The organism is Streptomyces sp. NPDC127068 (assembly GCF_042724695.1).
In the GTDB taxonomy this organism is placed as follows: domain Bacteria; phylum Actinomycetota; class Actinomycetes; order Streptomycetales; family Streptomycetaceae; genus Streptomyces.
In genome coordinates this window covers 73,128-96,109 of sequence record NZ_JBHXEN010000021.1, presented here as the reverse complement: position 1 = coordinate 96,109, position 22,982 = coordinate 73,128, and the positions used below count along the sequence as shown (strand labels likewise).

General features: G+C 73.0%; 14 protein-coding genes. 5 read left to right on the top strand and 9 right to left on the bottom strand.

What is annotated here, in order from left to right; genetic code table 11:
• Complete coding sequence (locus tag ACFWIA_RS15725; RefSeq protein WP_387004657.1) at window positions 1-1,014, bottom strand: ABC transporter substrate-binding protein; 1,014 nt, start codon at window positions 1,012-1,014, stop codon at window positions 1-3.
• Window positions 1,011-1,787 carry an ABC transporter ATP-binding protein gene (locus ACFWIA_RS15720; protein WP_387004655.1) on the bottom strand — a complete coding sequence of 259 codons (777 nt, stop codon included), beginning with the start codon at window positions 1,785-1,787 and terminating at the stop codon, window positions 1,011-1,013. The genes ACFWIA_RS15725 and ACFWIA_RS15720 overlap by 4 nt, the downstream gene beginning before the upstream one ends.
• 357 nt (window positions 1,788-2,144) lie before the next feature.
• On the opposite strand from ACFWIA_RS15720, the gene ACFWIA_RS15715 reads away from it, so the two are divergent.
• The 3 genes from ACFWIA_RS15715 to ACFWIA_RS15705 are packed head-to-tail and all read left to right on the top strand — an operon-like array spanning window position 2,145 to window position 5,831.
• On the top strand, window positions 2,145-3,683 hold the full coding sequence (locus ACFWIA_RS15715) for an amino acid adenylation domain-containing protein (protein ID WP_387004734.1): 1,539 nt from the start codon (window positions 2,145-2,147) through the stop codon (window positions 3,681-3,683).
• Window positions 3,680-5,002 carry a hypothetical protein gene (locus ACFWIA_RS15710; RefSeq protein ID WP_387004652.1) on the top strand — a complete coding sequence of 441 codons (1,323 nt, stop codon included), beginning with the start codon at window positions 3,680-3,682 and terminating at the stop codon, window positions 5,000-5,002. Before ACFWIA_RS15715 ends, ACFWIA_RS15710 begins: the two co-directional genes overlap by 4 nt.
• A gap of 52 nt (window positions 5,003-5,054) precedes the next feature.
• A complete protein-coding gene (locus ACFWIA_RS15705) occupies window positions 5,055-5,831 on the top strand; it encodes an enoyl-CoA hydratase-related protein (protein ID WP_387004649.1) in 777 nt (258 codons plus the stop codon).
• A gap of 68 nt (window positions 5,832-5,899) precedes the next feature.
• Here the strand turns inward: ACFWIA_RS15705 and ACFWIA_RS15700 are convergent, their stop codons facing one another.
• The 7 genes from ACFWIA_RS15700 to ACFWIA_RS15670 all read right to left on the bottom strand — a co-directional run bounded on the left by ACFWIA_RS15700 (window position 5,900) and on the right by ACFWIA_RS15670 (window position 19,676).
• Window positions 5,900-7,015: a sensor histidine kinase gene (locus ACFWIA_RS15700; RefSeq protein ID WP_387004646.1), complete on the bottom strand. Its 1,116-nt coding sequence runs from the start codon at window positions 7,013-7,015 to the stop codon at window positions 5,900-5,902.
• Window positions 7,008-7,733: a response regulator transcription factor gene (locus ACFWIA_RS15695; protein WP_387004643.1), complete on the bottom strand. Its 726-nt coding sequence runs from the start codon at window positions 7,731-7,733 to the stop codon at window positions 7,008-7,010. Before ACFWIA_RS15695 ends, ACFWIA_RS15700 begins: the two co-directional genes overlap by 8 nt.
• Window positions 7,734-7,961: 228 nt before the next feature.
• Window positions 7,962-8,786: a tyrosinase family protein gene (locus ACFWIA_RS15690; RefSeq protein ID WP_387004640.1), complete on the bottom strand. Its 825-nt coding sequence runs from the start codon at window positions 8,784-8,786 to the stop codon at window positions 7,962-7,964.
• Window positions 8,787-8,802: 16 nt separating this feature from the next.
• A complete protein-coding gene (locus ACFWIA_RS15685) occupies window positions 8,803-9,207 on the bottom strand; it encodes a tyrosinase cofactor (RefSeq protein ID WP_387004637.1) in 405 nt (134 codons plus the stop codon).
• A 437-nt stretch (window positions 9,208-9,644) separates the two neighbouring features.
• The gene (locus ACFWIA_RS15680; protein ID WP_387004634.1) at window positions 9,645-15,761 is read right to left on the bottom strand and encodes a hypothetical protein; all 6,117 of its coding nucleotides are present in this window, start codon (window positions 15,759-15,761) and stop codon (window positions 9,645-9,647) included.
• A 139-nt stretch (window positions 15,762-15,900) separates the two neighbouring features.
• On the bottom strand, window positions 15,901-18,138 hold the full coding sequence (locus tag ACFWIA_RS15675) for a hypothetical protein (protein WP_387004632.1): 2,238 nt from the start codon (window positions 18,136-18,138) through the stop codon (window positions 15,901-15,903).
• Between the two features lie 347 nt (window positions 18,139-18,485).
• A complete protein-coding gene (locus ACFWIA_RS15670) occupies window positions 18,486-19,676 on the bottom strand; it encodes an MBL fold metallo-hydrolase (protein WP_387004629.1) in 1,191 nt (396 codons plus the stop codon).
• Window positions 19,677-20,272: 596 nt separating this feature from the next.
• On the opposite strand from ACFWIA_RS15670, the gene ACFWIA_RS15665 reads away from it, so the two are divergent.
• A complete protein-coding gene (locus tag ACFWIA_RS15665) occupies window positions 20,273-21,469 on the top strand; it encodes a Glu/Leu/Phe/Val dehydrogenase dimerization domain-containing protein (protein ID WP_387004627.1) in 1,197 nt (398 codons plus the stop codon).
• Window positions 21,470-21,532: 63 nt separating this feature from the next.
• Window positions 21,533-22,912 (top strand): hypothetical protein, encoded by a 1,380-nt coding sequence (locus ACFWIA_RS15660; RefSeq protein WP_387004624.1) that lies wholly within the window; start codon window positions 21,533-21,535, stop codon window positions 22,910-22,912.
• Window positions 22,913-22,982: the final 70 nt, after the last annotated feature.

The following is a 22,982-nucleotide window of genomic DNA, read 5'->3' as shown; positions in this document are numbered from 1 at the left end:
TCACGGACCCTCGGTGACGTAGAGGCCGGCACCGGGCACCTTCCCTCCGACCAGGGCCGGCGAGGCGGCGGCGAGTTCGGCGAAGAGCGCGGTCAGCTCGGGGCGGGCGTCGCGGGCGCTGCGGTAGCTGGGGGTGAGGCGGTCGAGCAGTCCGGTGACGAGCGGGGCGGGGGCTCCGGTGCGCCGGGCGACCTGGGGGGTGATCGCGGCGGGCCGCTCGGCGGCGCTGCGGGCGGAGCGGGTGAGGGCGCGGTGGAGGTGTCCGACGAGTTCGGGGTGCTCCTCGGCGAACCGGCCGCGGACGCCGACGGCGTAGGTGGGCAGGCTGCGCTGTCCGGTGGTCTTGCGCCACTGTGCGCCGAGGGTGAGGATCTGCTTCTTGGGCCGGCCGACGGACTCGGCCCGGCTGATCGCCAGGCTGGCCTGGTGCTCGGGGAGCAGTGCGTAGTCGGCCTTGCCGGCGCTGACCGCGGTGAGCAGGTCGGGGAGGCCGGGGTGGTTGACGACGGTCAGGTCCTCGCCGGGGGTGAGTCCGTTCTCCCGGGCGAGGTGGCGGAACAGCACGTCGTTGACGTCGCCCTTGAACGGGATGTGGACGGTGGCGCCGCGCAGCGAGGACCAGGAGGGTGCTGCGTCGTCCGGGCCGACGAGCACGTCGACGGGGCCGCCGACGACACCGAGGATGCGGACGTCGACGCCCCGGTTGTGCAGGTTGGCCGCGATGTTGCTGGGGAGGGTGAGGACGTCGACGGAGTTGCTGGTGAGCTGGGTGCGGATCTCGTCGGGGTTGCGCAGGGCGCTGAAGCGGACGCTGCCGGCCTCGGAGGCGAGTTCCCGGTCGGTGCGCAGTCCGGCGGTCGCGGCGTCGAGTACCGCATTGGGGGCGACGGCGATCCGGAGGCCGGTGTTCTCGTCGGTGCCGCCGGGCCCGGCGCAGGCGGTGAGGAGGGTGAGGGACGCCAGGAGTTGCGCGGCGCGGACGGGTCGGTGGCGGTGGCGGGTGTGCGTGGTCACTCGTGGGCTCCTGAGCGGTGGGGGTGGGGTGGCGCGTACGGCCCGCCCGGCGGGTCGGTGAGGTGCGCCGTGGGGTGCGCCGCGGCGAGGGCCCGGACGACGGCCCGTTCGGCGCGTTCGGTGGCGGCGGGGGTGCGGGTGGCGGCGGGTGCGTCGAAGTCCAGGACCTGGTGCCCGGTGGGTCCCAGGATCAGGGCCCGGTCGGCGGTGACGGCGGCCTCGTGGGGGTCGTGGGTGGACCACAGGACGGTCGAGCCGGCGTCCCGGGCGCGGGCGCGGAGGGTCTGTCGCACCTCGGCGCGCAGGTGGATGTCCAGCGCGGAGGCGGGTTCGTCGAGGACGAGGAGCGGGGCGCGGACGAGCAGGGCGCGGGCGAGTGCGACGCGTTGCCGCATCCCGGTGGACAGTGCCGTCGGGTAGGCGTCGGCGGAGTCCGCGAGGCCGAGTCCGTCGAGGAGGTGGCGGGCGCGGGCGAGGTCGACGGCGGCAGGGCGGCGGCCCAGGACGAAGACCACGTTCTCCAAGGCGGTGCGCCAGGGCATCAGCCGGGGTTCGGCGAAGGCGTACCCCACGCGGTCGGGCGCCGTGACGGTTCCGGTCGTCGGGCGGTGGAGACCGGCGGCCAGGCGCAGCAGGGTGCTCTTGCCGACGCCGGAGGGTCCGAGGACGGCGAGGGTGGTGCCGGCGGGCACGTCGAGGTCGAGGCCGTGGAACAGACGTTGCGTCCGGTAGCGGTGGCCGACCGCGCGGAACGTCACTCCCCCTGTGGACACGTAACCCCCCAAGTCCTCTTGAGCCCCTGACGACTTGGGCGAGGCTAACAAGAACCCGCCTGACCTCAGTGGTTCGGTCAGGCAACCGGATGACTGACAACCGGCGGCTGTGCGCGCGCAGTTGGGGAGCCGGGTGCGGAGCGCCGGCGGACGGGCGGTCAGGTTCTTACGAGAGCCTGACGGTACGGCCGTTTCCCTCGCCCTGCGCTCGTGACGGCTTGTTCACTGAGCCTCCCGAGTTGCCGATGCGCATGAGGAGGTAGGTGGCTGATGGTGGAGAGAATCGTGGAACGTGCACTCCCCGGGCCGTCCGGGTGGAGCAGTGCCCTGCTGGACGGGCTGACGGCCGAGGACCGGATGCTGTTCCGTACGTTCGGGCAGGGGCCGAGTCGCACGGTGCCGTACGAGCTGGTGCACCGGGCCTTCGAGGACCAGGCCAGGACCCGACCGATGGCGGTCGCGGCCACGCACGACGGTCGGAGCATCACCTACGGCGAACTGGACCGTCAGGCCGCGCGGTTGGCCCGGGTGCTGGCCGATCGGGGCGTGCGCACCGGTGACCGGGTGGCGGTCTTCGTCCGGCGTTCCCTGCCGATGCTCGTCGCGCTGCTGGGCACGTTGAAGGCGGGTGCCGCCTACGTCCCCCAGGACATCGGCATCACCCCCCGGGCCCAACTCCGGCACGTGCTGCGGACCTCCGGGGCGCGCACCGTGCTCACGCTCTCCCCGTACGAGGACCGGGTGCCCGTGACGCCCGGCACCGGCACGGTCGCCGTCGACCTGTTGATGGAGGAGCCCCTGCCCCTGCTGGAGGAAACCCCGCCCCGCCCCGAGCCCGACCCGGGCGGTGCGGACCTCTGCTACGTCCTGTTCACCTCCGGCACCACCGGGCAGCCCAACGGGGTGGCCGTCACGCACCGCAACGTGTGCAACCTGCTGCACACCACGCCCGGTCGGCTGGGCATCGAACCGGGCATGCGGGTGAGTCAACTCCTCAACATCGCCTTCGACATGGCGGCCTGGGAGATCCTGGGCGCGCTGAGTCACGGTGCGACCCTCGTGCTGCGCGGCAAGGACTTCACCGAGGCGGTCCGCGAGGCGGAGGTGATCATCGCGACGCCGACCATCCTGTCGGGGCTGGACCCCGCGGACTGCATCCGGGTGCGGACGGTGGCGGTGGCCGGGGAGCCGTGCCCCCGCGCACTCGCCGACCGGTGGGCGGCCGTCTGCGCCTTCCACAACGGCTGCGGCCCCACCGAGACCACGATCGTCAACACCGTGCAGCGGCACTCCCCGTCGGCCGAACGACTGACGATCGGCCGCCCCGTCCCGAACAGCACCGTGTACGTCCTCGACGACCACGGCCGGCCGCTGCCCATCGGCGAGGTGGGCGAGATGTGGGCGGGGGGCGCGGGAGTGACCGCGGGATACCTCAACAACCCCGGGCTGACCCACGAGCGCTACCGGCCCGACCCCTTCGCCGGAGCGGGGCAGCTGATGTTCCGCACCCGGGACCTGTGCCGTTGGACCCCCGAAGGCGAACTGGAACACCTCGGCCGCACCGACGACCAGGTGAAGATCCGGGGCTTCCGCGTCGAACTCGACGCGGTGTCGGCCGTCCTGGAATCGCTGCCCGGCTGCGTCAGGGCCGCCACCGTGCGGCTCGACGGCAGCACCCTGGTCTCCTTCGTCTCCCCGGGGAACGTCGGGCCGGCCGCTGCGCGCCGCGCGGTGGCCGAGGCCCTGCCGTACTACTACGTCCCCGAGGACGTGCACGCGCTGGACCTCCTGCCGCAGACCAGCCGGGGGAAGATCGACAAGGCCGCGCTGGTGGAGCTCGCCCAACGCCTGCGGGCCGAGCGCCTGCGGGCCGAGCGATCGGACGTGGCCTCATGAGCACCGTCTCGCGACCGCCCACCAGCCCACCCGCCGCAGAGCAGCTCACGGTGCCCCCGCTGCCGCCGCCGGGCTCGCTCACCCGACGTGTCCTGGGACATCCGCGGTTGATCCCCCACCACCGGTTGCTCGTGTCCGTGCTCCTGGTCAACGCGGGGGTGCTCGGGTACGTGGTGGCCTCCCCCGGCCCGGTACCGGTGGACACCCTCTCCCACGCGGCGCTGGTGAACTTCGCCCTGGCGGTGCTGATCCGCCAGCAGTACGTGATCAACGCGCTGTTCAGGATCGCCACGGCGGCGCCCCTGACCTGGCCGTTGAGCGTCAGGTGGGCCCTGTCGAAGGTCTACCACTTCGGGGGACTGCACATCGGCGGAGCCGTCGCCGGAACTCTCTGGTTCCTGGCACTGACGGTGCGCCTGACCCATGACGGGGCGCCCCTCGCCACCCTCCTCGTCTCCTGGGCGCCGGCGGTCGTGCTGACCGTCGTCGCGCTCACGGCGCTCCCGGCGGTGCGCTCCCGCTTCCACGACGCCTTCGAGCGCGTCCACCGCTTCGGCGGCTGGGCCGCACTCGTCCTGTTGTGGGCCCAGACCCTGCTGATCGCCCACGACCGCGGAACCTCCCTCGTCGCCTCGCCCGGCCCCTGGCTGCTGGCGCTCGTGACCTTCAGCATCGCCCTGCCCTGGCTGCGGCTGCGCCGGGTCCCGGTCGCGCTGGAACGCCCCTCGTCCCACGTGGTGTTGGCGCACTTCGACCACGGGGTGACCCCGTTCGCGGGCTCCTCGACCGCGATCAGCCGTTCGCCGCTCACCGAGTGGCACTCCTTCGCGAACGTCCCCGCACCCGGGCGCAGCGGATTCCGGTTGACGGTCTCCCGCGCCGGCGACTGGACGGGGGAGTTCATCGACGACCTGCCGGACACCGTGTGGGTCAAGGGAATCGCCACCGCGGGCGTCGCCAACATCGAGACGCTGTTCCGACGGGTCGTGTACGTCGCCACCGGCAGCGGCATCGGACCGTGTCTGCCGCACCTGTTGGCGGGGAAGGTGCCCGCCCGGCTGGTGTGGGCCGCCCGCAGCCCCCGGGCGACCTACGGGGACGCCCTGGTGGACGAGATCCTCGCGGCGCAGCCCGATGCCGTGGTGTGGGACACCGCGACGCACGGCAAGCCCGACATGGCGGCCCTCGCGCACGCCGTCTGGCAGGAATCCGGGGCGGAGGCGGTGATCTGCATCTCCAACCGGAGGCTCACCCGCGCGGTGGTGCACGCCCTGGAGCAGCGCGGCATACCCGCGCACGGCGCGATCTGGGACTCCTGACCCGCAACGCCCACCCCACCGCTCCCCACCCCCACGAATTCCCGGAGGAGACATGCCCGACCATCTGAAGGTGGAGCGCCACGACCGCGTGGTGACCGTCCGCTTGCACCGGCCCGAGGTGCGCAACGCCCTCAACACCGCCCTGTTGGAGGAACTGCTCGACACGCTCGGCCCGTTGGACACCGACCCCGGGGTGGGCTGCTTCGTCATCACCGGTTCCCACGGCGTGTTCGCCTCGGGCGCCGACATCCGGGAGATGGCCGAGCGCAGCGCACCGGAGATGTTCGCGGCGGACTGGTTCGCCCGTTGGGAACTGTTCGCGGCCTTGCGCACGCCGAAGGTGGCGGCGGTGGCCGGCTTCGCCCTGGGCGGCGGCTGTGAGCTCGCCATGATGTGCGACACGGTCATCGCCGACACCACCGCGGTCTTCGGCCAGCCGGAGATCACGCTCGGAGTGATCCCGGGCATCGGCGGGACCCAGCGGCTGACCCGGCTGATCGGCAAGGCCAAGGCGATGGACCTGATCCTCACCGGGAGGACGATGGACGCGGCGGAGGCGGAGCGGTCCGGACTGATCGCACGACTCGTCCCCGCCGGTGAACTGGATTCCGAAGCAGCCGAGTTGGCGCAGGTGATCGCCTCCCGCAGCCGGCCGGCGGCCCTCGCGGCCCGGGAGGCGGTCGGTCAGGCGCTGGAGTCGGGACTGGGCGACGGCTTGCGGTACGAGCGGCGGGTCTTCCACTCGTTGTTCGCCGGCGCCGACCAGAAGGAGGGGATGCGTGCCTTCCTGGAGAAGCGGCCCCCGCAGTTCGGACACGGCGCCCCGTAGCGGCCGTCGCGCCGGTGGCCCCGGGCGGAGCACGCGCTCCGGCCGGGGTCCGGGCTGTCGGAGTACGCCTAGAGCGGTGCGACGGGAAGGGTCAGCTCGAAGCGGCATCCCCCCGGCACGTTGTTGACCCGTACCCGGCCGGAGTGGGCCTCGACGATGCCGCGCACGATGGCGAGGCCCAGCCCGGCGCCCCCCGGTGGGGTGCGGGCCTCGTTGCCGCGCCAGCCGGGGTCGAAGACGCGGGGCAGGTCGTCCTCGTGGATGCCTCCGCAGCTGTCGGTGACCGCGAGGGTGGCCCAGCGGTCGCCGCTCGTCGCGCAGACCGCGACGGCGCCCCCCGCCGGTGTGTGGTGGATGGCGTTGACCAGCAGGTTCGCCAGGACTCGTGTCATCTCTCCCGCGTCGACCTCCACCGGCACCGGCTCGACGGGATCGTTGAGCAGGCGGACCCCGTGTTCGGCGGCGAGGGCTTCGGCGCCGGCGAGGGCGTCCCCGACGAGGTCGTGCAGGGAGGTCCGCACCGGGTCGAGGGACAGGGCTCCGGCGTGGATGCGGGACAGTTCGAAGAGGTCGGAGACCATGCCGTCCAGCCGTTGGACCTCGGCCCGGATCTGTCGGAAGTAGCGCTCCGGGTCCCTGGCGACCCCGTCCTCCAGCGCCTCGGCCATGGCGCGGAGCCCGGCGAGCGGGGTCCGTAGGTCGTGCGAGATCCAGGCGACGAGTTCCCGTCGGGAGGCGTCCAGCGCGCGTTCGCGTTGCCTGGACGCCGCGAGTCTGGCCGCGGACGCCTCCAGCTCCCGGCTGAAGGACGCCAATTCGGCCGTGGCGGGCGTCTTGGGGCTGGCGAAGCTGCCGTCGTGTCCGAACGAGCGGGCGGCGAGCGCCAGGCCGCGACTGCCGGCCGCCACCCGGCGGCCCAGGAGGACCGCGGTGGCGAAGGAGGCGAGCGCCGCCATCGCGACCACCACCGTCACCACCTTGAGGTCGTGGGCGTTCATCAGCAGCATCGCCCAGGAGACCGAGAGGGTGCCGGCGAGCATGGCGAGCACCGCCACCGCCGCCACCACGGTCAGCGAGGCCATGAGCGAGCGACGGCGCAGCAGATGCAGGGCCACCACCCCGGCCAGTCCCGCGCACACCGCACCGAGCAGGGCGTACACCGCGATGAGCGCCAGATCAGACATCACCGTGAACCCCCGGGTAGCTCCCCCGCGCGGCGTCCGCGAAGCGGTAGCCGATCCCCCAGACCGTGTGGATCAGGGCGGGGGCGGCGGGGTCGTCCTCGATCTTGCTCCGCAGCCGCCGGATGTGCACCGTCACCGTGGAGAAGTCACCGAACTCCCACCCCCAGACCTCACGCATCAGCGTCTCGCGGGTGACCGCCCGGTCGGGGTGGTGGAGCAGATAGGCGAGGAGGTCGAACTCCCTCAGGGTGAGGCTGACTTCCCGCCCGTTCTTGGTGACCGTGCGACCGGCCGGGTCCAGGGTGAGGCCGAACCGGGACACCAGGCGCCCGGGCTGCTCGACGGTGCTCGCCCGGCGCAGCACCGACGCGACCCGCAGGACGAGTTCGCGCGGGCTGAACGGCTTGGTCAGGTAGTCGTCCGCGCCGGTCTCCAGTCCGAGGACCCGGTCGCTCTCGTCGCCGCGGGCGGTCAGCATGATGACGGGCACGGGTCCGGTGCGGAGCAGGGCACGGCAGACCTCCAGGCCGTCGATGCCCGGCAGCATCAGGTCGAGCACGACCAGGTCGGGGCGGCGCAGTGCGGCGGAGCGCAGGGCGACGAAGCCGTCGGGGGCGTGGGCGACCGTGTGTCCGGCCTGTTCGAGATAGCTGACGACGACCTCAGCGACGGTCGGATCGTCTTCGACCACCAGGACGTGTGTCGGCGTGCGGTGCATGGCCCCAGCCTCTCAGGGGCGCGCACGACGCGTGCGGAGGGCCGGCGGTCTCCGCCCCGCCGCAGGAACGCCCCACCAGAACGCCCCGCCGAGGCCGGGCGGGGCGTTCCGTACGTTCCCCTGCGGTGGTGCGGTACCGCGGCGGCAGGGTGACGGCCGGGTCGTACGGCTCGGTCACCCTGCCGTTGTTGCTACGGAAGCGGAGGGGCCGTGGGCCCGGGCCCGCTCCTACACGTAGACGTAGAACTGGGTGTGGTCCAGCACGCTCTGGGGGGTCGCGTTGGTCCAGGGCGGCATGGTCTCGTTGAGGTCGATCACATCGGTCGTGCCCCCGGTGGGGAGGTACTCGGCGCTGCTGGGGTGGAGCGCGTGCCACTCGACCCAGAGCTTGTCCACGAACGCGTGGTGCAGCCAGAACACCGGGTCGTTCGGGGAGACGCTGGACTCCATCTGCCCCCACACCCAGGTGTGCACCCGGTTGTGCATGCTCATGTAGCCCGCGGAGCCTTCGAGGGTGGCGCGGAAGCCCGCCGAGCCGTCCCGCCAGGGCGCGGAGTCGTAGGTGGGGATGGCGAGGGCGGAGTCGACCTCGGCGCGCGTCGGCAGGGTCGGTACGCGGTAGCCGAGGTTGCGGGCGAGGAAGGGACGGCTGTCCGCCTGGATGGTGATCGGCCACTGCCCGGCCGAGTAGGCGAAGGGCCCGTCCATGACCTGGTCGTCCAGGGGGCGTCCGGTGCCGCCGAGGAAGTTCGGAGCCCAGAGGGAGGAGCCGGCGGTGTTGTCGACGGTCCAGTCCCAGTAGGGGATCGACACCTGCGGGTTGACCTTCTGGAGCTCGTTCTCGAAGTCGATGAGGTACTTGCGGTGCCAAGGCAGGAACGACGGGCCGAAGTGGCCCACGTATATCCCGGTGTTCATGTCCAGGGCGAAGCGGAGGCGGTGCGCGGCGACGAACTGGTCGTACACGCCGCTGGCTTTGAGGGCCAGCACGGCGTCGACGAACGCCTGCTTCTCGGCGGACGTGAGGTTCGCCTGGTTCTTGCGTACGGTCATGGCGGTTGCTCCCGTCTCAGGCGGTGGGGTCGAAGGGGACGATGGCGGCGCCCTTCAGTGAGATGACCGCGGTGCGTGCGGCGTCGTGCGGGGTCGCGAACCTCTCGTAGTGGTTGATCGTGCTGCTCCAGCCGCTCTTCCCGTGCTGCATGACCTGGAGTTCGCGGCCGTCGACCAGGACGCGGTAGCCGGGGCCGTGTCCTGCGTGGGCGTGGGCGCGGGCCTTCGCATCGGGCAGCCCTTGGATGCGGCGGCCCTGGAAGACCTCGTCGAACGGTGCGAGTTCGCCGGTGCCGCCGGGTGCGGCGGCCTCGGCCGGTGCGCTGCCGGCGGTCGCGGTGGCGACGCCGGCGAGCACTGCGGTGCCCGCGGCTGCACCTCCTACGGCTCGGATGACCTGACGACGGGTGAGTCTGGACATGACGAATGGACCCCCATAAGCATGGCTGAGGCGGCCCCCCAGGCTGTTTGCGGGCCGCCGCGACCATGCCAACACGGGGAGTGATCGCCGCAGAAGGGGGACCCTTTCGGTTGGCTGCCATACGGACACTTTTCGCAGGCCACGTGGGTGCAACCGGAGTGGTTCTTACTGCGGGTCAGGGTCCGGGGGTTTCGGAACCGCAGATTCCACCGTGAACGTGCCACCTACACGAAGATCTTCCCGGCGACGGCGGCCCGTCATGCGGCGGGGCCATGATCCGAACATGGCCGGAAACGGGAGCAGCGCTATGCCGCGAAGGCCCCAAGTACCGGAAATGCCGCATGCGTACGTCTGCCCCCCGGGCTCGGGCGCGGCCACGACGGGCCGCCGGACCGACGGCCCCTGGCGGGCCCCGTCGGTCCGGCGGTGCCCGTCGGCTACCGGTGGGCCGCCATGCACTGGCGCAACAGCGGCTCCAGTCGCAACTGGGTGTCATCCCGGTCGAACACCTGGAGCGCGTCGAGGCAGTTGACGATCCACTGGGCCTCGTCCTCGTCCTCGATCTGGACCGCCACGGCGGTCACCGCGCTCTCCAGGTCGAAGGGGCCGTCCTGGAACTCGTCGTCGAGGACCCGGTACCCCGTGGTGAGCAGGGGGCTCGCGTACACCCCGGTCTTCTCGGCGAATTCGCGGGCCCCGACGCGGTCCGTACGCAGGCCGGCCAGTCGTCGCAACACCTCTTCGGGATCGCCGAGTTCACCGTGGAGGCGGTACGCGCGGTCGACCAGGACGGGCCAGCCGCTGGTCAACTCGTGCAGACGGTCGAGGCGGTCCTCGGTGTGGAACATCTCGATGCGCTGGGCCCAACCGCGCAGGCCGCGACGGTCGTGCCGGCGCAACACCACGGGTGCGGCGGCGGTCGGTTCGGCGCCCGTCAGCAGGGTGTGCCACAGGGCCAGCTGGTCGTGGGCGGTGACGATGACGACCGCCCTGGTCACCCCCGGCGTGGTGGGCAACAGGGTCTCGGCCAGGTCGACGGCCTCCCGGCAGGTCTCCGGCCGGGCCGGGTAGCGGGCGAAGTCGCTGATGACGACGCGCCGTTCCCGCGGGAGCCCGCCGGTGAGCTCCTGCTTGTAGACGCTGGGCTTGCCGACCGGTGGCAGCTTCCAGTCGGCGATGCGCCCGGCGACCGTGCGCAGGGTGTCGCCGACGTCGGTGACACCGGTGGCGGGCGTGCCGAGGACGACCCTCGTCTGGTGGGAGCGCTCACCGAGCAGATCGTCCAGTTGGGTGATGGTGAGCGGAGCCGGCCGGCCGTCCGGCAGCTCGGGCCGGCCCTCCTGGACGATGCTCTCCTGGAGTTCGCAGTCCTGCTCGGCCCGCAACAGACGGGCGTCCACCTCGTGGGAGGTGCCGATCATGCGCAGGGCGTTGGGGCCGCGCAGGTGCCAGCCCTGGCCGTCGTGGTTGGGAGCGAGGATGCCGAGGCCCACCATCTCCGAGAGATAGGCGCGGAAGCCCTCGGTGTCGAGCTGTTCGAAGCCCTTGCGCCAGAACGTCTCGCACTCCTCGCGCAGTTCGGCGTCGCTCAGCCGCATCTCCAGCCCGTGGTGGCGGGCTTGGTACGCGAGCACGTTGGCGATCACGTCGTAGCGGTGGTCCAGGCTGAGCGTGTCCTTGAAGGCCGCCGAGATGCCGTCCCTAAGGCCGGTGTCCGACTCCACGACCTCGATGTCGGCGACGTCGACCGGGTACGGGGGCCCTTCGGCGCCGCGCCGCGCCCGCTTGCGGTGCATCAGCTCGACCAGCCGGTGACCGAACATCTGGAGCAGGAACGGCTGGTAGGAGCAGTAGCCGAGCACCCGGTTGACGAGGTCCATGTCGTGGAATTCGAAGCCGAGCGCCCGCATGGGTTCCACCAGGAGTTCCGCGGCGAACTGGGGCGCGAGCGGGCCGATCACCTTCGGGGTCTGCGCGAGGTGGCCGAACGGCCCGTTGCTGGCGAGCTTGGAGAAGCGCTGTACGGAGTGCAGGCCGGCGAAGACGACCTTCGCGCGGTCCTTGGTGTCGGAGCCGAGGCCCTTGAGCTTCTTGGTCTGGTCGAAGCGCGGGGCGTCCGCCTCGAAGAACTGGTCGCACTCGTCGAGCAGGATCAGCAGCCGGCGCCGGGAGTCCCCGTCGAGCCAGGACCGGATGGCGGCCCGTACGCGTTCCGAGGTGTCCTGGCGCGAGCGGCGGCCCTGCGGCCGACCCAGCACCTGCGCGGCGACCAGTTCCCGGTCCAGTACGCTCCACAGCGCCTGCGGCCCGAGCGAACTGCCCTTGCCGATGTTCTCCTGGTCGAGGTTCACGTACACGGCCTGGTGGTAGCCGGGGCGTTGCTCCGCGAACCGTTCGCCGGCGTCACTGAGCAGTGCCGACTTGCCCAGTCCCCGGCCGCCGAAGATGACCTGGGTGCCGCGCGGGTCGAGGATGCTCTTGCGTTCGGCGTCGCGGCCGTAGAACATCTCGCCGCCGATGCGACCGCGCTTCTCCCTGATGTACGGGTTGATGCCGGAGAACGGCAGGAGCGTCTGGGTGGCGGTGCTGACCTGACGGTTCCCCCGGGCAGCGAGATAGGCGAGGGCGGCGTCGTCCACGACCAGCAGCGGCTGCAACCGGGGCGAGCCGACGGCGAGTTCGACGCGGGCCGCCCGGCTCAGCGTGCCGAAGTAGACGACCAGCAGACTCGCTCCGCTGGTGTCGCGTTCCGCCAGGCTCATGACGACCTTGGCGGGCGGGCGGCCCCAGACCATCAGGACGCGCAGGGTGCCGCCCTGCTCCCTGATCTGCGAACCGAACGCGGGGGCCTTCGCGCGGCCGTTGATCTCCACCTCGGTCACTTCGAAGAGGCGGTACTCGCGCCGGTGCGGTGACCGCTCGTCGAGCGGCCTGGCGCTCTTGGCGTCGTAGCCGAGGAGCTTGAGGGCCGGTAGCAGTTGTCGGCGCGCGGACACTTCGAGCCGGTCCTTGCGCTCGGTGGCGCCCAGTTCCCGCCAATCGTCGAGCGCGTCGGCCGCCAGTGCCGCCTCGTCGGTGGAGAGGGCCCCGTAGTCCAGGACGGGGACCGTGGGGTGCTTGCCGCCGGTCCGGACGAGGTCCACGAACTCACGGTCGATGCCCTTGCGCAGGCTGTCCGGCACCACCGGGAAGAACTCGATCAGATGGGACTCGCCGGTCTCGATCTCCGGGACGGGTTCGCCGATCTCCAGGAAGTACACGAGGTCGGCGGCGGTGGCCAGGCCACCGGTGTCCAGGTGCCGTAGGACCTGGGCCCGTTCCTCCGTGGTGGGGTCCGCGGCGTCGAGCCGGGCGCGGATCCGGTCGGCCGCCTGCTGCCGGAAGGTCGGCAGGTCGCCGGTGACGGTGTCGAGCGCCCGACGCACGTCCATCAGGTCGTGCGTCTCGGTGTCGTCGAGTCGGATGCGGGCGTCGGCCAACAGCTCCTGGAGGCACAGGTCCTGGTCCTCGGTGACGGCGCCGTCGGCCTGCGCGCGGTGCAGCTCGGCGACGAGCTCGTCGTGCGCCTGCCGCAGCTCCCCGCGTCGGCGCGTCTCCCGGTCGGCGATCTCGGCCACGGTGGGAGGGGTGAACCCGGCGGCCGGGGGGAGGGGCAGCATCCGGCGGCCGGCCAGGTCGACGAGGGTGCGGGCCGCGGTGAAGGCGTCCCGGGCGAGCCGTTCGGCGAGGGCTTCGTCCCAGCTCCGGGTGACCGCCGTGCGGAGCCGGTCGAGCGACGGTCGTTCCTCGCGGGTGTCGCACACCTTCAACAGCTCCACGTCCAGCAGGAGTTCAGGGGAGACCGAGGCGTCGGGGCGCATGGACGCGGTGTCGCCGCCCAACAGCGCGAACAGCTCCTCCATGGAGGTGCGGGCCGCCCAGGCCGTCGCGGCGGCGATGCTGCCCCAGCGGCGCGACGGCTGCTCCAGTTCCCCCAACACCGCCTCCTTGCTGTCCAACAGGGAGCGGCGCAGGGAGGAGATCTCCTTGACCGCCCGATCGCCCTGGGACCGGTCACCGCGCCGGATGCCGTTGACCGCCAAGCACCATTCCCGGGTCAGTCCGACCGCCCGTTCGACGAGCTGCACCAGGTCCTGCCGTCCGGAGCCCTGGAGCGGTTTGCCGCTGGACGAACGGTGCTTGCGGTCCATGCGGTCGATCTCGTTGTTGACCTCGGTCAGTTTCGACAGGCGTTCGGCCTGCTCCCGCACCCGTGGCACTGCGTCCCGGTCGTCCCGGACCACCGTGGTGAGGAGCGATCCGAGCATCCCGTCGTCGGGGGCCAGCCAGTGCTTGGCGATGTCGGTCGCCCGGGCGAACCGGAGCCGCTGCGGCGCCAGCAGGATGCGGCACTGCTCACGCAACTCCCCCAGCCAGGCCTCGGTTTCGGAGACGTCGGCGATGACGACCAGGGGGGAGGCGGTCATCAGGGCACCGCTGAGGGCACGGTCGGCGACCGCGGTCGCCACCTCCCCCAGACGGTCCGGCAGCCGGGGGACCAACGCCTTGAGCTGCGCGCCCGCCACGTGGTCGCCGGTGATCAACGCGGTGCGCAGCAGCGCGGGCAGGAGGACGAGTGCGCTGCCCTCGCCGTCACGGCCCAGGTGCCCGCCGTCCCGTTGGAGCAGTTCCGCGGTCAGCCGGGCGCCCTGGCTGTCCCCCGAGGTGAGCAGCGCGGCGGCACCCGCCAGCCGGAACGCGGCCACCTGCGGCTGGGGGTGCCCGGCGGCGCGCGCCAGGTGGTGGGCCAGCCCGAAGCGCCGTTCCAGGACGAGTTGCGCCAGATCCCGTTCCACCGCGGCCTCGCCGGAGTCCCGGCGCTCGGGCACGGCCGTCGCCGGCTCCCGGGGCGGTGTGTCCTCGGCCTCCGGTGCGCCGGCGGCGGTCGTGAGCGCGGGGGCCGCTGCCGGGGAAGCGGGGTCCACGTCCAGGGGTGGCACCGGGCCGGGGTCGGCCGGTGCGGTCTCCGTTCGGCGTGGCGCCGAGGGTGCCGGCCGGGCGGGTGCGGCGGATGCCGACTCCGGAGCCGCGTCGGGCACGTCCTCCCGGGCGGTGGGTTCGGCGGTCTCGCCCTGCTCGCCGGGGCTGGTGGGCCGCACGGTGCCGGGTCCGCCGGTCGCCGTACCGACCGCGGGCGCGGTGGCCGCCGCCGGCTCCGGCCGGTCGGGTCGGTCGGGCTCGACTCCGAGGGGGGTGTCCCGCTCCGGCGGCAGGGCCAGTTCCGCTGCCATGACCGCCGCCATGGCGCATCCGGGCAGCACCCGGACGACCTGCTCCTGAAGCGCGAGGATCTCCGTCGCGGCGTCCGACTGCCGTCCCAGCCGGATGAGACGCGCCAGGGCGGCGAGCGCGGCGCTCTCCTCGCGTTGCGTCCGTCCCCACACCGTGGTGTCCAGCAGACGGCCGGCCGCACCGCGCACGGCCTCCGCGCCGAGGGCCGCCGCGCTGTCCGGACGGCAGGCGACGTCCAGCAGTTGCCGCAGCGTCCCCCGCGCCCGGCGGTCACGGTCATGTGCCATCCGGTACGCGCGTGCGGCGCCGGCCAGGTCGTCCAGGCGACGGGGCACCGCCTCGACGCCTGCCGCACGGAGCACCGCTTCGACACCGTCGAAGACCTCGCCCAGCGCGGTCAGCGCCGTCAGGTCCGCGTCCTGCGGGGGGCGGCCGTCCGCGACCGCTTCGGTCACCCGCGCGGCGGACCGCCGCGCGTCCGCGAGGGCCGATTCCAGCTGTCGACAGGCTTCCTCCGGGTCCGTCGTCCGTCCCCGGGCGTCTTCGGGCGTCGCCGTGGGCGGCTCGTTCGCGAGGACGGGGTCCGGGGCGGTGGCCTTCGACGGGGGTGCGTCCGGGGTCGGCCCGTCGGACACCGCGGCGCGCTGGTGCGGGACGTGGCCGGCGCGTGGTCGCTGCTGCTCCTGCGGTGCGTCGGGGTCGAAGTCCGGGTGCTCCGCCAAGACGTGCCGCGCCGCGCCACCGACGGCGGCGAGCCGTGCGCGCTCCTCTTCGTCGGCCCTCGCGGCGAACCAGTCCTGGTCCGCGGCCCAGGCGAGGACGTACGCGCCGGCGACGGAGGCGTTGCACCAGGCGAAGACGGCGGCTCGGACCAGAGTCGCGCCCCACCGGGACACGGGGTCGGTGACCGTCTCGTCGTCCCGCGCGAAGACGAACCTGCCCACCTGGCTGCGCACGGTGCTGGTGAGTTCCCTGACTCCGCAGGTGCACATGTGCTGTTGCCGGGACTCGCGCCGGAGTCTGGTGAGGACGTCCCGGCACAGGGCGCCGCCCGCCCGTCGGGGCGCTGCCATCCGGATGCCCAGACTGCCGAGCAGCTGCTGCCGGTTCCTGGGCGGCAGGGAGTTGAAGGCGAGCTCCACCATGCCGACCGTCAGGTCGTTCAGGGCGGCGTCCGGGTGTTCCACGGCGTTGAGCGCGGTGGCCAGGCCCCCGAGGGTGTCGGCTGACGCGCCCGGCGGGGACAGCGGTGGCCCCGTGACGACGCGGTAGCGGTCATGCATGCGTACGTGCTCCGTTTCTGTGGTCGTCCTGTCGTGGGTCCGGGGGCGGCTCGGTCGACGTCGCCGAGCCGTGACCGGGGTCCGGGGGGACCGGGTGGGCCGTCGCGGGCGAGCGGCGTGCGGGGCGAACGTGACCGGGTCAGAAGCCGCGCGTGTGCTCGGTCACGAAGGTGTACCCGAGGGGCAGTTCCCAGCCGTCCGCCTTGCCGAGTCTGCGGCAGTGCTCCCGGAAGGCCGCTCTCTGCACCTCGCTGGGCGAACGGCCCGGCAGCAGCCGGCGTAGATGGCCGGGCACGAACTGGACACCGCGCCGATGGCCGCCGTCCGGGTCCGCCCCGCCCCACGGGCGTACCACCCGCGCCCGGGCCGGACGGTAGCCGAGGAGCGGGATCGTCGGTTCCGCGCCGCGGGCCGGGAAGTGGGGGCGGCCCCAGGCGTCACGGCTGCCGAGGGCCGACTCCAGGAGCCGTTCCGCGAGCAGGTCCGAGACCGCCGACTCCAGTGCCGCGGCCTGGGACCGTGCCGGTCTGCGCCCGTAGGCCGCACGCGGCAGGCCCGAACGGTCCAGCAGGGCGTGGCCGTCCGGGGTGAGCAGTCCGCAGCGGCGCACCGTGCGCAGGACGAGTTGCCGTGGGTCGAGCCCCGCCGCGGTGTCGCCGTGGCGGTCACTGCCCGGAGCGTCCTCCCGGGTGAGGACGCCCGGTGCGAAGCAGTGCCCGACCACGCGGTCGCCCACCTGCACCGGCTCGTCGAGCGGTGCCGTGGTCACCCGGATCACCGGGCTGTCACGGAGCCAGGACAGTTCGAGCAGCAGGCCGGGGAAGAAGTCGCGGGGCCAACTGACTCCGGTCAGGCGACCGGTCCCGTCCCCGAGTTCGGCGGTGACCTCCTGGAACCCGCCGTTCCGGTCCGAGGTGCCGCCGCAGTGGTCGACGGCGAGGCGGGCCGCGGCGCATCGGCCGTGCGTCCGGCCCAGTTCCCGCGCGACGTGCGGGTGCAGGGGGAGCCACCCGTCGATGAGGTGGGTCAGCCTCAGCGGCGACCGCCAGACGATCCCGTCCCGGTCGGACCGCAGCAGTTCGTCGGGGCCGAGGTCGGCGTCGTCAACGAGGGGCAGGTCGACCGGATCGACCTCGGAGGCGGGCTCCGGCTCGCCGGGCGCGGGGTTCGTGGACGTCCAGCCGCGCCCGGCCGGGTTCAGGGGGGCGTCGGGGGGTTCCGCTTCCCCGGGATGGTGTGACCGCCAGACGCCTCCCCCCTCGAAGGCGTCGTCCAGGGCGATCCGGCAACCGTTCCCGAACAGGCCCTGTCGACCGTTGCGTTGGACGGCTTCGGCCAGCGCGACGTTCGCCCGGAACACCGCCGTCGCATAGCCCGCGCCCCCGAGCGCTTCCGCTGCCCCGGGGAACCCGCGCAGCCGCGGGCCGACCGCCGTGTACACGGTGACCGGGGCGGTCAGACCGCGGCGGCGCCGTACCGGGACGGCCGCGCGTTCCACCGCTGCCACCAGGGACCTGAGGTCGTCGCCGCCCAGCGGTCCGGCGTCCTGCCAGCCGGCAGCCAGCCGGGTCCGGGCCATGGCGTGGTGCCCCCAGGTGCGCAGGGCCCCGGAGGAGCCGAGGACGCCCCGCACCGTGTCGAGGAGACCGAGCAGTCCCGCCCTCAGGTCGTCGTCACGGGTGCCGCCCACCAGTTCGGCGAGCGAGACGGGTACGAAGGGGCTGAGCAGTTGTGCCCGCGCGGTCGTCAGGAGGTGGTGCGCGTAGGAGGTCGGCTCGTCGCACCGGGCCGCCTCCCGGGACGGGTAGCCGACGTCGACGACGACGTGGCCGTCCCCGTTGATCCAGCGCCGGCGCATCCGTAGGCGGTGGAGCTGGGCCGGTGACGGGCTCAGCGCCGGCCCGAAGGCGTGGAGGTCCGGGACCAGGAGTTCCCTGCGCACCGGTGCGGCGCCGGTTCCCGGGCGGCCCGGCCCTTCGGCCCCCGCGGGTGCCCCCGACACCCAGTCCGGCACGTCGCCGAGGGCGCCGACCTCCGGGTGGGCCCCCTCCCGGTGGACGATCTCGGCGTAGAGCGGGTCCGAGCCGGTGGCGACGCACACCATGGCCCCGACCGGCAGCACGGGAGCACGTTCACCGAGGGTGATCTCGGGGAAGTCGTCGAGCCGCAGCGGGCTGCCGCCGTAGCCTTCGCCGCCGAGGTCGTAACCGAAGTACACCGCGTTGAAGGCGACCGTGGTGTGCACGGGCGCCCGGCGGGCCGCGACGACCGCTTCGAGGTAGCTCCGCAGCCGCTCCCGGTCCTGCCGGGGCACCGCGCCGTGGCCCCGTGTCATGCAGGGGGTCAGCAGGGGCCGGTCCCCGTACGGGTCAGGCACCTCCGCCTTGTGGTGACGCGTGGGCGACCGCCCGCGTTCGCCGACCGTCGCTGTTCCATATGGGTCCCCACCCATGACACCTCCGCCGCACCACGGAACACCCGAGCCCGGCATGCGGTAGTTCCGCAGACTATGCCTACGCATGGCGTTCCGGAGGCACCTTTGTCACATTGCGCTGGATAGCAGCGGCTCACCCCGGGTACCTCCGCGGGCCGTGCGGCGTTCACCCGGCGGGCGGGAACCCCCTTGCTCCGGTGCCGAGTTGCCCGGCTGTCTGCGTGACGCCCGCGAGGGCGCCGGAGTCTCGAAGCCGGGCGCTGTGCCCCGACGCCGCTGACGCCGCTGAGTCAGCGTTCCACCGCGGCGTCGGCCGAGGTGAGCTGCTCGTCGTTGGGGTCCGGCAGGGCCACGGGACTGCGCCACGACCGCGCGATCGGCTGCGTCACGTCCCCCCACCACGGATCGGTGGGGAGCGGGCCGGCGGACTCGAAGGGCTCGCCGGGCTTGGGGAGGGCGACGGCCTGGCCCGCCTCCTCGGCCGCGTCCTTCGTCCACTCCTCCGGCTCCGCCCAGGCGTGCGGAGCCAGGTTGAAGGTGCCCCAGTGGATCGGCAGCAGCACCCCGTGCGGCCGACCTCCCTGGAGGTCGAGGTGCGCCCGCAACCCCTCCGCCGGGGTCATGTGGATGTCCGGCCAGAAATCGCTGTACGCACCGATCTGGATCATCGTGACGTCGAAGGGTCCGTGCTCCGCGCCGATGTCCCGGAAACCGGAGAAGTACCCCGTATCACCGCTGTGGTAGATCCGGTGCCGGTCACCGGCCACGACCCAGGAGGCCCACAGCGTGTTCTGCTCGTTGCGCAGCCCCCGGCCGCAGAAGTGGCGGGCGGGTGAGGCGGTGAGGCGCAGCCCGGCGACGGTGGTGGACTCCGACCAGTCCAGTTCGCGCAACCGGTCCGCGGGGACGCCCCACCGTTCCAGGTGCGCGCCGACGCCGAGCGGAACCGCGAACACGGTGTCCGTACCGGCGAGCGCCTTGATCGTGGGCATGTCCAGGTGGTCGTAGTGGTCGTGGGAGATGACCACGACGTCGACCGGGCCCAGCGCGGCCAGCGGCACCGGTACGGGGTGCAGCCGCTTGGGGCCGACGAAGGCGAACGGTGAGCAACGCTCGCCCCAGACCGGGTCGAACAGCACCCGGTGGCCGTCGATCTCGGCGAGGACGCTGGAGTGCCCCATCCAGGTGATCCGCAGGCCCGTGGCGGGGGGCTGCGCCAGGTCGGCGAGGGTGTCCCGGTGGACGGGGATCGGGCCCTGCGGAGCGCGGAGGAGACGCTGCTCCTTGTCGAAGTAGATCTTGGCGAAGCGGGACGCCGAACCCGAGGGGCGGGTCCGCGCCGGCACCGGGTTCCGGAACGACCCGTCCACGAAGTGGGGCGAGCGCCGGATCCGCTCCAGCCGCTCCCCGGCGGCGTCCGCACCGAAGGCGGCGGGGCGCAGGGCGCGGAGCCCGGATCGCAGGGAACGAAGGTGGGTCACGGTGCCTCCAGGGTGGAGTTCGGTCGGCGGTTTCCATTATGAGCGGCAGCACGGACAGTGCCGGACCGTGCACGCCCCCGGCACCCTCCCGCACCGGCGCCGCCGGTGATCCAGATGCGCCGTCCGCGGTGTCGCCTCCGCCGGAACCCGTCCGTCGGAGGCGCGGCGGAACCCGCACTCCGTACGCCTGAAGTGCGAGGTCGGTGACCCGCATCTGGATGAACCCGTCCCGTACCCTCGGCCGCCGCGCCACGGTCCCCGGCACTCCGGCGAGGTCTCGTCGACGCCTTACCCCTACCGGGTACGGGGAACAGGGCGGGTGAGTGCCCCCACCGGACAGCTCGACGCCGTACCATGCCTCCCCCGTCCGATGACCGGGCGAGCCCCCGCAGGGTCGGGGGCGCGGGGCGGCCCGCCGTGCGCCGCGGAACCCGCCGTCCGGTGGGGAGCGGGGCGAGGACCAGGCGCGTTGACACATCCCTGACGCGCTCCCGATACTGACCGGCGATTCAGTTTCCCTCAGGTCGGTCGACCCGGCCCCTCCCTCCTCTCCGGGCGTCATCGGGTCCCGATCGCGGCAAGCCCCAGGAGTTCGTGTGCCCAGCCTCCAGCCCCCTCCCAGCCCGCTGATATCGCTTGAGTGGACCGACCACGTCACCGGCCGGCGCGGCTACTTCGTGGTGGACCGTCTGGTGCGCGGGGTGGCCAGCGGCGGCCTGCGGATGCGTGCGGGGTGCACGCTGGAGGAGGTCACCGGGCTGGCGCGGGGCATGACGGTGAAGGAGGCCCTGCACTACGACCCCAAGGCGCGGTACGTGCCCCTGGGCGGCGCGAAGGGCGGCATCGACTGCGACCCCCGGAACCCGGAGGCGTACGGGGTCCTCGTCCGGTTCCTGCGGGCGCTCCGCCCGTACGTCGCGTGCTGCTGGACGACCGGGGAGGACCTGGGGCTGAGCCAGGACACCGTGGACCGGGCCGCCGCGGAGGCCGGACTCGTCTCGACCGTGCAGGCCGTGTACCCCCTGCTCGACGACGCGGCGGGGGCGCGGAGCCGACTCGCGGACGCGTTCGCCTGCGAGGTGGACGGCATCGCTCTGGACGCACTCGTCGGTGGCTGCGGAGTCGCCGAGGCGGTGCTCACCGCTCTCGACCACACGAGGATGCCGTACGCGGGCACCCGGGTCGCCGTGCAGGGCTTCGGCACGATGGGCGGGGCGACGGCACGCTTCCTGTCCCGGGCGGGACTGACGGTGGTCGCGGTCTCCGACGTCCTGGGCACCGTCGTCAATCCGGCCGGGCTGGACGTGGAGGCGCTGCTCCGGGCGCGCGACGGCTTCGGGACCGTGGACCGGGCGGCCCTGCGCGAGGGCGACCGGGAGATGCCGGGTGACGCGTGGCTCGCCGTCGATGCGGACGTCCTGGTGCCGGCCGCGCTGTCGAACGTCATCGACTGCACCAACCAGCACCGCATCAGCGCCCGGTGGATCGTCGAGGCGGCGAACATGCCCGTGCTGCCGGCGGCCGAGTCGTTGATGACGAACCGGGGCATCGCGGTGCTGCCGGACGTGGTGGCCAACTCCGCGACGAACGCCTGGTGGTGGTGGACGCTCTTCGGCGACATCACGGCCGACTGCGACGAGGCGTTCGCCCACATCCGCACCTCCATCCGCGAGTTGCTCGGCCGGGTGCTGGCCCGTGCGGAGGCGGACGGGACGGGACCCCGGGCCGCCGCGCACGCCCTGGCCGCCGAGAACCTGACGGAGATCACAGAACGGTTCGGCACGTACTCCTGAACGGGACGGACGGGGGCGGATATCCGGTGGAACGCGCACCGCAGCTGATGCCAGCCTGGTGCCATGGTCACCGAATCCATCCCGTCCCCGGCACCGCTCCCCGGGGATCCGCAGTTGCGGGCGCTGTACGCCTCCCTCGGACAGCGCAAGCGGCCCGAGGACGTCGCGCAGCTGGTCCTCGACCTGTACCGCGCGACCGGCGTGCCGCTGGACCGGCCGACCCGCAAGGCGTTGCAGCAGGCTTCGCGCACCTCACTGCGCCGACTGTGGGCCGGCTACACCTCGATGTTGGAGGACTTCGCCCGCCCGGTGGGTGCCCAACGCCAACTCGCCACGGCTTCTGAGCTGTTCGCGACGGTGGACGCCCTGCCCGACACCGCCGGCGACGACCCCGAGCGGATCGCCGAGGTCATCCGGGCGGCCGGCGGCGAGATCCGCAAGGAGTTCGGGCGCAGCGACTTCCTCGCCGACCGCCTCAACCGGGAGCAGCGGGACGCCTCGGGGCTCGGCGCGATCTCCAAGCGGCAGTACAACAAGCGGTTCCGGTTGCTGCGGCGGATGGAGGCCAAGCTCGCGCGGCTGCTGGCGGCGCAGCGCAAGCGGGACATCACGCTGACCGGCAAGAGCGGGCTGGTGTCACGGTTGCCGTACGAACTGTTCGCGGCCGACCACGCGACGGCGGCGTTCCTCGCGTACCTCACCGCGCGGGCCAACCTGCGCAGCGAGTTCACCATCACGGGTCAGCCCAAGGCGTACGACACGGTGGCCGATGCGCTGTTCCGGCGGCTCGATCCGGTGACCGCGGGATGGTTCGCGATCGCTCATGCGCACCCCACGGCCGCGGTGTTGGAACGGCTCGCGGACGAGGAGCGGGGGCGGTTGATCGGGCTCTGGTACGGCGTGCTGGTCGAGGTCGCCGAGCAGCTCGAAACCGTCTGGCAGCGGCGTCCGCTGGACCGGGCGACCATGGTCGTGCGGCGCGGGGACGACTCGACGACCTGGAACCAGACGGCGCGGGCGTGGTCGACGGCGCGGGCCAACTGGTTCGCGCTGCTGACGGCGATGGGCGCCGAGGAGGTCGTCGACCGGGTCTGCCCGGGGAAGGTGCCGGTGCTGGTGGCCGCCGATGTGGCGGCCTGGCACCGCAGCGCGGGAGGCGGGCTGCATCCCGATACCGGGGTGTGGGCGGATCTCCCCCTGCCCTGGGAGGTGCTGCGGAACGGGGTCGAGTGTCCGCGGTCGCTGGTCGAGGAGGTGTGCGTGCGGCACGGTGTCGATCCGACCGCCAGTGGGTGGACGGCGCCGCGGGCCGCGGCGCGGCCGGTGCCCTTCCGGCCGACGCCGGAGCTGGTGCACGGAGTGCGGGTCGGCCATCCGCTGTTGGCCAAGCTGCTGCGGTCCAAGGGGGTTTACTCCGGCAAGGGGGCGCCCGGGGAATCGTGACCGCCGGTGGGGGTGCCGGGCACCGGAAAACGCGTTGCCCGGTGGACCGGCACCCGCCAGGATGGGTGCC

Excerpts from the sequence above, each read along its gene's own strand:
- ACFWIA_RS15685 (WP_387004637.1), bottom strand. The coding sequence starts at position 9,207 with ATGTCCAGACTCACCCGTCGTCAGGTCATCCGAGCCGTAGGAGGTGCA.
- ACFWIA_RS15660 (WP_387004624.1), top strand. The coding sequence starts at position 21,533 with ATGGTCACCGAATCCATCCCGTCCCCGGCACCGCTCCCCGGGGATCCG.
- ACFWIA_RS15705 (WP_387004649.1), top strand. The coding sequence starts at position 5,055 with ATGCCCGACCATCTGAAGGTGGAGCGCCACGACCGCGTGGTGACCGTC.
- ACFWIA_RS15695 (WP_387004643.1), bottom strand. The coding sequence starts at position 7,733 with ATGCACCGCACGCCGACACACGTCCTGGTGGTCGAAGACGATCCGACC.
- ACFWIA_RS15680 (WP_387004634.1), bottom strand. The coding sequence starts at position 15,761 with ATGCATGACCGCTACCGCGTCGTCACGGGGCCACCGCTGTCCCCGCCG.
- ACFWIA_RS15690 (WP_387004640.1), bottom strand. The coding sequence starts at position 8,786 with ATGACCGTACGCAAGAACCAGGCGAACCTCACGTCCGCCGAGAAGCAG.
- ACFWIA_RS15710 (WP_387004652.1), top strand. The coding sequence starts at position 3,680 with ATGAGCACCGTCTCGCGACCGCCCACCAGCCCACCCGCCGCAGAGCAG.
- ACFWIA_RS15700 (WP_387004646.1), bottom strand. The coding sequence starts at position 7,015 with ATGTCTGATCTGGCGCTCATCGCGGTGTACGCCCTGCTCGGTGCGGTG.
- ACFWIA_RS15715 (WP_387004734.1), top strand. The coding sequence starts at position 2,145 with ATGCTGTTCCGTACGTTCGGGCAGGGGCCGAGTCGCACGGTGCCGTAC.